The organism is Nguyenibacter vanlangensis, from assembly GCF_013376155.1.
Lineage (GTDB): Bacteria > Pseudomonadota > Alphaproteobacteria > Acetobacterales > Acetobacteraceae > Gluconacetobacter > Gluconacetobacter vanlangensis.
In genome coordinates, this window is sequence record NZ_JABXXP010000058.1 from 1 (window position 1) to 10,152 (window position 10,152).

General features: G+C 66.1%; 8 protein-coding genes and 1 pseudogene. 8 read left to right on the forward strand and 1 reads right to left on the reverse strand.

The window, feature by feature from the left end; genetic code table 11:
* Nucleotides 1-142: 142 nt before the first annotated feature.
* Nucleotides 143-628, forward strand: coding sequence for a nuclear transport factor 2 family protein (locus tag HUK84_RS05630; protein ID WP_246285435.1), 486 nt, complete (start codon nucleotides 143-145; stop codon nucleotides 626-628).
* On the opposite strand, the gene HUK84_RS05635 is transcribed toward HUK84_RS05630, so the two are convergent.
* Entirely contained in the window at nucleotides 598-1,686 is a 1,089-nt protein-coding gene (locus HUK84_RS05635; RefSeq protein WP_176639398.1) for an acyltransferase family protein, read from the reverse strand. The genes HUK84_RS05630 and HUK84_RS05635 overlap by 31 nt on opposite strands.
* A gap of 678 nt (nucleotides 1,687-2,364) precedes the next feature.
* Here HUK84_RS05635 and HUK84_RS05640 point away from each other — a divergent pair.
* The 7 genes and pseudogenes from HUK84_RS05640 to HUK84_RS05670 all read left to right on the forward strand — a co-directional run.
* Nucleotides 2,365-3,762 carry a cytochrome ubiquinol oxidase subunit I gene (locus tag HUK84_RS05640; protein WP_176639399.1) on the forward strand — a complete coding sequence of 466 codons (1,398 nt, stop codon included), beginning with the start codon at nucleotides 2,365-2,367 and terminating at the stop codon, nucleotides 3,760-3,762.
* 24 nt (nucleotides 3,763-3,786) lie between these two features.
* Nucleotides 3,787-4,794: a cytochrome d ubiquinol oxidase subunit II gene (cydB, locus tag HUK84_RS05645; RefSeq protein ID WP_176639400.1), complete on the forward strand. Its 1,008-nt coding sequence runs from the start codon at nucleotides 3,787-3,789 to the stop codon at nucleotides 4,792-4,794.
* A gap of 10 nt (nucleotides 4,795-4,804) precedes the next feature.
* Nucleotides 4,805-4,954, forward strand: a complete 150-nt coding sequence (locus HUK84_RS05650) for a DUF2474 domain-containing protein (RefSeq protein WP_317135241.1) — start codon at nucleotides 4,805-4,807, stop codon at nucleotides 4,952-4,954.
* Nucleotides 4,955-5,374: 420 nt separating this feature from the next.
* On the forward strand, nucleotides 5,375-6,445 hold the full coding sequence (gene xylF / locus HUK84_RS05655) for a D-xylose ABC transporter substrate-binding protein (RefSeq protein WP_317135242.1): 1,071 nt from the start codon (nucleotides 5,375-5,377) through the stop codon (nucleotides 6,443-6,445).
* 154 nt (nucleotides 6,446-6,599) lie between these two features.
* Nucleotides 6,600-8,138: a xylose ABC transporter ATP-binding protein gene (locus tag HUK84_RS05660; RefSeq protein WP_176639401.1), complete on the forward strand. Its 1,539-nt coding sequence runs from the start codon at nucleotides 6,600-6,602 to the stop codon at nucleotides 8,136-8,138.
* Between the two features lie 64 nt (nucleotides 8,139-8,202).
* Nucleotides 8,203-9,417 (forward strand): sugar ABC transporter permease, encoded by a 1,215-nt coding sequence (locus HUK84_RS05665; protein WP_176639402.1) that lies wholly within the window; start codon nucleotides 8,203-8,205, stop codon nucleotides 9,415-9,417.
* A 100-nt stretch (nucleotides 9,418-9,517) separates the two neighbouring features.
* Nucleotides 9,518-10,152 (forward strand): annotated as a pseudogene (locus HUK84_RS05670) (hypothetical protein); the annotation flags it as partial.

Sequence of the window (10,152 nt, forward strand, 5' to 3'; positions counted from 1 at the left end):
GGGGGCGCAGCCGGCGGAGCGGTGAGCCGGCGCGGCGACAGCATGGGGGGCGGCGGAGCCGGGGTTCGACCCGCCGGCCGGACAATGGCCGCCGGACAATGACAGCGCCAAATATGCGGCGCTTTTTCGGGAGATGGACAGGATGACCGACGCGATGGGCGCAGTGCGCCCGCCTTTGCCGCCCTTCAGCCGCGAGAGTGCGGCGCAGAAGGTGCGCGCGGCCGAAGATGCCTGGAATTCCCGCGACCCGGAGCGGGTCGCGCTGGCCTATACCCCCGACAGCCAATGGCGCAACCGGTCGGAATTCATTCGCGGACGCGCGGCGATCGTCGCGTTTCTGGCACGCAAATGGCAGGACGAGGCCGAATATCGGCTGATCAAGGAGTTATGGGCCTGGAGCGGCGATCGGATCGCCGTGCGCTTTGCCTATGAATGGCGGAATGCGGCCGGGTCGTGGTTTCGGTCCTATGGGAACGAGAATTGGGAATTCGATGCGGCCGGACTGATGCGGCAGCGCCATGCGAGCATCAACGACCTGCCGATTTCCCCCGAAGCGCGCCTGTTCCATTGGGCGCGCAGCGGACCGCGGCCGGCGGATCATCCCGGCCTGTCGGAACTGGGCCTGTAGGATGGAGCCGCCAGGATGGGACCGGAGGACGGGAGGGGGCGGACCAGTCGCCGCAGATGATGCCGCACCGTCAGGTCCAGCGCGTTCAGGCGCAGGGACAGCAGGAACAGCCCGATCAGCATGGCGACGCAATCCCACAAGGGGATCGTGGCGAGCGAGATGCCGAACCCCTTGTTGATGACCGAGGCGATGCATTGGAGGATCGGTTCGTGCACGGTGTAGACCGCGTAGGACGCGGCCCCCAGCGCCTTGAACACGGGCAGGCTGGGGCCGGAGGGCTGTACCGATCCGCTGAGCCAGATGATCAGCGGGAACAGCAGGAACACGGCCAGAAGATCGGCCGCGCCATGCGGCACAGGGGCCATGTCGGCCACCAATCCGACCACCAGGATGGTCATCGGAACCCAGGCGCTGAACCCGATGGGGCGCAGACGCGCGCGCCAGAGGAGAATCCCGAGGAAAAACGAGAATCCGACCCGCGCCACGGCGATGGGTGCGCCGCCCCAGGTGAAGCCGGCGTTGAGGGAGCCCGTGATCCACGCGGCGGCGACCAGGCCGAGCGCGCAGCAGCCGATCAGTCCGGCCAGGGCCTGATTGCTGAGGCGTCGCCAGGTGGCGGCCATGAGGGTGTTGACGAGCAATTCGTAAAAGAGAGACCAGGCCGGCAGATTCAAGGGATAGAGTTCTCCCTGGCTGCCAGACCAGGGAAAATAGACGAGCGCCAGCGGAAACGAAAACAGGGCCGAGACAGGCGCGTGGTGACAGAGCACCTTGACCGTGGTTGCAGCGGCGCCGATCGACAACCCCAGCGTGTAGAGCGGCCAGAGACGCAATACGCGTTCGCGCAGGAAGGCTGAAATCGGCAATCCGGCCTCGAGCCGTGCCGCATAGGCCTCGGCCAGAACGAAGCCACTGAGGCCGAAGAACAGGTCCACGGCAAGATAGGCGCCCGGAGGGTACCAGGCATGGGGAAAAATCATGCCCATGTGCAGGAGAACGACGGCCGCCGCCGCGAGACCGCGCAGGCCGTCAATAGTATGAAACAGGCGTTTCTCCATTCCAATTGGCCCTTTATCTTTAATTTTCGAAACGAAAATCGATGGTCTGGACAAATCTGTTCTGAGAGAGAACGGTCACGACCGTCTGCAAGACGCCGGAGGCGCGATGCTCGGCACCGCCAGGCCGGACCTGGCGCGAAAAGGCAGACGTGGCGAGGGCTGGGAACGCCCCGGATGTGTGTCTGTGTTAGGAGGATTCTACCGACCGATTCAAGGAAATATCGGCCGGTCCGTGTTTTTGTCCCGCGCGGCCGGGAGCGCCCGGTTTTGTGACAGGCAGCGGGAGCCGACCGGGCCACGGCGCGGCCGTTCGGGCAGGGATCGCGGAGCGGATGGGGCCACGGAGACCGGAGGGACGACTGGAGGAGCGCCGGGCGTGCCGCGCCGTGGCCACACCGCATGAGGAAGCGGGGGCTAGGTCCGAGTCCGGATGAACCATCCGGTGGACCGTGGCGAATTCCGTCGGGTCGCTGGACATCGTGAAATTTTATCTTTATTTATAAATTGGTTACGCACGATACCCGAGCGACGCGGCGCCTTGCGGGCGCGCGGTCGGGCGCGAAAGAATGTCGGGTTTCGGACATTTCATTCAAATTTTCGTGTTCAGAGGGCTGTCTTCCGCTGCCGCGTTGTGGAAGAGATAGGTCCAGTTCTTAGCATCTGCATGGGAGCGGATTCATGCACGCGCTCGATCCACTGACGCTTGCCCGCATACAGTTCGGTTTTACCGTTTCATTCCACATCCTGTTTCCGGCGATCACCATCGGGCTGGCCAGCTACCTGGCCGTGCTGGAGGGGTTGTGGCTGTGGCGGGGCAATACGGTCTTCAAGGACCTGTACCATTTCTGGTCCAAGCTGTTCGCCGTGAATTTCGCCATGGGCGTGGTGTCCGGCCTGGTCATGTCCTATGAGTTCGGGACCAACTGGAGCTACTTCTCCAGCTATGCCGGCGGCGTCACGGGGCCGCTTCTGACCTATGAGGTCCTGACGGCCTTCTTCCTGGAGGCGGGGTTCCTGGGGGTCATGCTGTTCGGCTGGGACAAGGTCGGGCGGGGGCTGCATTTCTTCTCGACCGTCATGGTGGCGATCGGCACGCTGATTTCCGCGACCTGGATCCTGGCCTCGAACAGCTGGATGCAGACGCCGCAGGGCTATCGCATCGCGGACGGGCGGATCGTGCCGGCGGACTGGCTGCAGATCATCTTCAACCCGTCCTTCCCGTACCGGCTGGCGCATATGGGTATCGCGGCCTTCCTGGCCACGGCGCTGTTCGTCGGCGCGGTGGCGGCGTGGCACCTGCTGCGCGGGCGGGACGATGCGCGCATCCGCACCATGATGTCGATGGCGATGTGGATGGTGCTGGTGGTGGCGCCGATCCAGATCCTGGTCGGCGACCTGCATGGCCGCAACACGCTGGAATACCAGCCGGCGAAGGTGGCGGCGATCGAGGGCCACTGGGAGAACCCGCCCGGCGAGAGCGTGCCGCTGATCCTGTTCGGCATTCCGGACATGAAGAGCGAGACCACGCGCTATGCCATCGAGATCCCGCATGTGGGCAGCGTGATCCTGACCCATAGCTGGAGCGGCACGATTCCGGGGCTGAAGGACTTCAAGCCCGAAGACCGGCCGAATGCCACGGTGATCTTCTGGACCTTCCGCGTGATGGTGGGGCTGGGCATGCTGATGCTGCTGCTGGGCGTGGTGGCGCTGGTGCTGCGCTGGGCGGGCAGGCTGTACAGCAACCGGCTGTTCCTGCGCGCCTGCCTGGTGATGGGGCCGTCGGGCCTGGTCGCGCTGCTGGCCGGCTGGCTGACGACCGAGATCGGCCGCCAGCCCTGGGTGGTCTATGGCGTGATGCGCACGGCGGACGCGGTGTCGGCCCATTCGGCGATGACGCTGAGCCTGAGCCTGCTGATCTTCGTCGTGCTGTATTGCACGGTGTTCGGCACGGGCATCGGCTATCTGCTGAAGCTGGCCGCGCACGGGCCGGACGAGCACACCGTCACCCCGGTGGGCGACGAGCTGGACAAGCGCCCGGCCCGCCCGCTGTCGGCGGCGACCGAATCGTTGAACTGAACCCCTGAGCGACGGAACAAGGCAATGGGTATCGATCTTCCGCTGATCTGGGTCGTCATCATCGCGTTCGGCCTGATGATGTACGTCATCATGGACGGGTTCGACCTGGGTATCGGCATCCTGTCCCCCTTCGTCCATGACCGGGAGGACCGTGACCTGATGGTCAATACGGTGGCACCGGTCTGGGACGGCAACGAGACCTGGCTGGTGCTGGGCGGGGCGGCGCTGTACGGCGCGTTCCCGCTGGCCTATTCGCTGCTGCTGAGCGCGCTGTACCTGCCGCTGATCCTGATGCTGGCCGGGCTGATCTGCCGCGGGGTGGCGTTTGAATTCCGCTTCAAGGCCGATGCGGCGCACCGGCCGTTCTGGGACAAGATGTTCGCGGTGTCGTCCTATGGCGCGACCTTCTTCCAGGGCGTGTCGCTGGGGGCGTTCATCGACGGCTTCCATGTCAGCGGTCCGTCCTATCTGGGCGGGGCGTTCGACTGGCTGTCGCCGTTCAGCGTGTTCACCGGGCTGGGGCTGATCGTGGCCTATGCGCTGCTGGGCGCCACCTGGCTGACGATGAAGACGGCGGGCGACCTGCAGGCGCGGATGATCGCGTGCGCGCGGTGGGTGACGCTGGCGCTGCTGGCGGTCATCGCCATCGTCAGCCTGTGGACGCCGCTGAGCCATCCGGCGATCGCCGCGCGCTGGTTCTCGCTGCCCAACCTGTATTATTTCGCGCCGGTGCCGGTGCTGATCCTGGCGGTCGGCGCGCTGATGCTGCGCCTGCTGCGCGGCACGCCGAATGCCGGGCCGTTCCTGCTGACGCTGGTGCTGCTGTTCCTGGGCTATAGCGGGCTGGCGATCAGCCTGTGGCCGAACATCATCCCGCCGGGCGTGTCCTTCCGCGCCGCCGCCAGCCCGCCGGAGAGCATGGGCTTCGCCCTGGTCGGCACGCTGTTCATCATCCCGGTCATCCTGACCTATACCGCGTGGGCCTATCACGTGTTCCGCGGCAAGGTGACGTCGAACGAGGGCTATCATTGAGGCGCCGGCCGTGACGCGGACGGAGGGGATCGCGATGCGCCGGCCCTGGATGAAGCGGCTGGGATGGCTGGTGGCGATCTGGGGCGCCAGCGTGCTGGCCCTGGGCGTGCTGGCGACGCTGATGCATTTGCTGATGGCCGCCGCCGGCATGGTGGGCTGAGCGCCGGCGGACAGGCGACGTTTTCTACACCCGGCCGGGCGGCATGCCCGGCCGTTTTTTTTGCGCTGACGGCGGAGGGGCGCCGGAGATCGCGGCCCCGTCATTCATCCGGACGGGCCGTGAAGAGCGCGTGCAAGACGCCAATCGAAAAACATGCCGGCCGAACCGATGCGCCCACCCTGGTGCAGTACCCTGGTGCAGTGCGGTCCGTCCAAGGCGAAACCGGCGACAACGTGTGGTCACGGCAAATATTTCCCGGCGCCTATTCCAGCGTCTATTCAAGATAAAATGAAGAAAATGCCGGTGGTCGTGCATTGCGGCGCGGGCGGCGACGTGCTGACCTGTCAATGTCGGCGACAAGACCGAACTCAGAAGCCGGGCCATGGCGGACCACCGCCGGGCGGCGCGAGGAGAAGAAGAGTGTTTCTGTGCAAGTTTCCGCGCACGGCGCCCGCAGGGAATTCCCTTGGGCATGCCGGCGTATCGCGGCGGGTCGTCCTGGGCTGTGCGCTCGCATTCGGACTGGCCGCCGCCGGTTCCCATCCGGCCCACGCATCGGCGCAGCATCCGAAGATCGGGTTTTCGATCGACGATCTGCGCGTGGAGCGCTGGGCGCATGACCGCGATTATTTCGTGGCGGCCGCCAAGGCGCTGGGCGCGACCGTGAACGTGCAGTCGGCGGATGCCAGCGAAAGCCGCCAGAACGCGCAGATCGAGAACCTGATCGCGCGCGGCATGGACGTGATCGTCATCGTGCCGTTCAACAGCAAGGTCCTGACCAATACGATCGCCGAGGCGAAGCAGGCGGGCATCAAGGTGATTTCGTATGATCGCCTGATCCTGGACAGCGACATCGATGCCTATGTGTCGTTCGACAATGTGCGCGTGGGCGAGATGCAGGCCCAGGGCGTGGTCGATGCCGCGCCGCGCGGCAATTATTATCTGCTGGGCGGAGCGCCGACGGACAACAACGCCAAGCTGCTGCGCCAAGGCCAGATGACGGTGCTGCAGCCGCTGGTGGAGGCGGGAAAGATCAAGATCGTGGGTGCGCAATGGGTACCCGAATGGAGCGCCACCGCCGCGCTGTCGATCACGGAAAACGCGCTGACGGCCAATAACAACAACATCCAGGGCATCGTGGCGTCGAATGACGGCCTGGCCGGCGGGGCGATCCAGGCGCTGGCGGCGCAGGGACTGGCGGGCAAGACGGCGGTGTGCGGCCAGGACGCGGACCTGGCCGCCGTGCAGCGTATCGTCAAGGGCACGCAGACCATGACGGTGTACAAGCCGATCAAGCTGATCGCCTCGACCGCCGCCAAGCTGGCGGTGCAGTTGGCCAGGGGTGAAAAACCGGCCTTCACCACCAAGATGAATAACGGGACGAAGGATGTCGACACGATCCTGCTGACCCCGATCGCGCTGAGCCGGGCCAATGTCGACCAGGTGGTCAAGGACGGGTACTACACCCAGGCCCAGATCAACGCGCAATAGGGCGTTATCCGATCGGATAACGTGCTGTTAAAACAATGAGCTGGAGCCGTATCCGGGAACGGATGCGGCTCTGGCCGGCACCCGGGACGGATGGGCGCGGGGCCGGAGCCGTCCGGCCCCTTCCCTGGCCGGCCCCGCCGGGGAAAGGACGACGATGTCCGAGTATCTTCTGGAAATGCGGAATATCACCAAGGATTTTTCTGGGGTGAAGGCGCTGGACGGCATCGATCTGCGCGTCCGCCCCGGCGAATGCGTCGGGCTGTGCGGCGAGAACGGCGCCGGGAAATCGACGATGATGAAGGTGCTGTCCGCTGTCTATCCCTATGGCACCTGGGGCGGCACCATCCTGTGGCAGGGGGCCGAGCTGCGCGCGGCCTCCATCCGCGAGACGGAGGAGGCCGGGATCGTCATCATCCACCAGGAGCTGATGCTGGTTCCGCAATTGTCGGTCGCCGAGAACATCTTTCTGGGCCGCGAGCCGCGCACGGCGGCCGGCCTGATCGATTTCGACCGCATGAACCTGGAAGCGGCGCGGCTGCTGTCGGACCTGCGGATGGGGCATATCAACGTCGTCCTGCCCGTGTCGTCCTATGCGGGGGGCGAGCAGCAACTGATCGAGATCGCCAAGGCGCTGAGCAAGAAGGCGAAGCTGCTGATCCTGGACGAGCCGACCTCGTCCCTGACCAAGGCCGAGACCGCCATCCTGCTGCGGCTGGTCAAGGACCTGAAGGCGCGCGGCACGGCCTGCGTCTATATCTCGCACAAGCTGGAGGAAATCCAGGAGATTGCCGATACGGTCACGGTGATTCGCGACGGGCGGTTCGTGGGCGCGGCGCCGATCGGCGACCTGACGATCGGCGACATCATCCGCATGATGGTCGGGCGGGACATGGGCAACCTGTTCCCGCGCGAGGCGCACCCGATCGGCGACGTCGTGCTGGAAGCGATCGGCATGACGTGCCTCGACCTGAACAATCCGCTGCGCAAGCGGGTGGACAACGTATCGTTCGCGCTGCGGCGGGGCGAGATCCTGGGCATTGCGGGGCTGGTCGGCGCGGGGCGCACGGAACTGGTCAGCGCGCTGTTCGGGGCCTATCCCGGGCAGTATTCGGGCGAGATCCGGCTGGACGGCGCAAAACTGCGTATCCGCTCGCCGCGCGAGGCGGTGCGGCACGGCATCTGCATGGTGCCCGAGGACCGCAAGCTGCAGGGCATCGTGCCGGGCCTGGGGGTGGGATACAACATCACCCTGTCGGTGCTGGAGGATTTCGCCCATGCCGGGCTGATCGACGAGCACCGGGAATTCGCGGATATCCGCACCGCCATCGACAGGCTGCGGATCAAGACCGCGAGTCCGCTGCTGGCCATTTCCAATCTTTCGGGCGGCAACCAGCAGAAGGCCGTCATTTCCAAGATGCTGGAACCCAGGCCCAGGGTCCTGATCCTGGACGAGCCGACGCGCGGCGTGGATGTCGGCGCGAAATACGAGATCTACAAGCTGATGTTCGCCCTGGTGAAGGAGGGGATGTCGATCATCATGGTCTCGTCCGAACTGCCCGAGATCCTGGGCATCAGCGACCGCGTCCTGGTCATCGGCGAGGGCGAGCTGCGGGGTGATTTCATCAATGACGAGACGCTGACGCAGGAGCGCATCCTGACGGCGGCCATAACGCCCGCGCGCCAGGCGGCCTGAGCCCTGTCCGGGCCGGAGCCGACAACGAGACCCTATTGAAACGACCTTGCGGAATTTCGGGACCATGACCCAAGCGCCGACCATCGAGCCCCCCCTGCCCCATCCCGCGACCGGCGCGGCCCAGGCCGCGCGGGGGATGCTGCGCGCCGAACATGTCAAGGGATTGTTCGCGCGCTACAAGATCCTGGCGCTGCTGGTGGCGATCGCCATCATCTGGGCCTTCTTCGCCTGGCAGACGGACGGGGATTTCCTGACCGCGCGCAATCTGTCGAACCTGCTTCGGCAGATGGCGATCACCGGCATGCTGGCCAGCGGCATGGTCTTCGTGATCATCTCGGGTGAGATCGACCTGTCGGTCGGCTCGATGCTGGGATTGCTGGGCGGGCTGGCGGCGATCCTGGACAACCAGTACCACCTGCCGCTTTACGTCACGGTGCCGGCGGTGCTGCTGCTGGGCGCGCTGCTGGGCGCGTTCAACGGCTATTGGGTGGCCTATCTGCGGATTCCGTCCTTCATCGTGACCCTGGCGGGATTGCTGGCCTGGCGCGGCGTGCTGCTGGGCACCACGGGCGGGGTGACGATCGCGCCGATCTCGCCCGGGTTCGTCGCCATCGCGCAGAGCTATCTGCCGCGCTATGCCAGCTATGGGCTGGGGATCGTGGTCTTCGCGACGCTGGCCGTCTCGGTGCTGCGCAACCGCGCCAAGCGCGCGGAATACGGGCTGCCGGTCCCGTCGATGGTGCTGGATGCGGCCCGGCTGGCGGGCTATGCGGTGGCGATCGCGGCCTTCTTCGGCATTCTGGATGCCTATCGCGGCGTGCCGCTGCCGGTGCTGATGGTGCTGATCCTGCTGGGCGTCTTTACGCTGATGGCGCGGCGCAGCGTGTTCGGCCGCCGCATCTATGCGATCGGCGGCAATCTGGAAGCGACGAGGCTGTCGGGCATCAATGTCCAACTGGTCAAGCTGTGCGTCTTCGCGCTGATGGGGGCGATGGCCGCGCTGGCGGGCATTGCCACCACGGCCCGGCTGGCGGCCGGATCGCCCTCGGCCGGGTCGCTGCAGGAGCTGGACGCGATCGCCTCGTGCATCATTGGCGGCACGTCGATGCGCGGCGGGGCGGGCACCGTGTTCGGGGCGCTGATCGGCGCGCTGATCATGGCCACGCTGGATAACGGCATGTCCATGCAGGGCGTGGACACGTACTGGCAGATGATCGTCAAGGGCGTCATCCTGCTGCTGGCAGTCTGGCTGGACGTGGCGACCACGCCCAAGCGGTAGCGGGCCGACCGAAGGGGGCTTCCCCCGACCGGCGCCGATCTGGCAGGGTTTGCCTTTGTGACCGGCATCCGGAGTGGGCGGTGCGCGCCTTGGGAACCCTATGAGACGAATCGATGGCGGGACGCGCTCCCACCGGTTCCTTGGGCATCCTCCTGGCCTGGGCGTGATCGCCGTGGCCCAGGGGGCCTGGTATTTCACGCGCTATGGCGCCCAGTCGATCATGGTCCTGTACCTGGCGCATGTCCTGTTCAATGCCGCGGCGCATCCGGCCGTGCTGGGGGGCTGGGGATTGCGGCACCTGCTGGGGTGGGAGATCGGCGCCGGCCAGGGAAGCCAGGTGAGGGGCCAGGCGCTGGCCGCGGCGCTGATCGGCACGCTGGCCTTCGCCGCGATGCCGGTCCAGATCCTGGGCGGGCTGCTGGCGGACCGCGTGCTGGGGCGGCGCTGGGGGACGGCGCTGGGCCTGGCGTGCCTGACCGTGGCGCCGCTGCTCTGGAGCTTCGATTTCAGCTTCGTGCTCGGGCTGCCGTTCTCGGTGTGCGGGCTGGCGCTGGCCAACACGCTGAACGCGCAGGTGGGCGATCTCTACCGGCCCGGGGACGAGCGCCTGGCCGATGCGTTTCAATTGCTGGCCCTGGTGCAGGATGCCGCGGTGGTGCTGGGGCCGCTGATCTGCGGCGGCGCGGCCGCCTGGGCGGGTTATCACGCCGGCTTCGCGGTCGCCGCCGTGGTGAT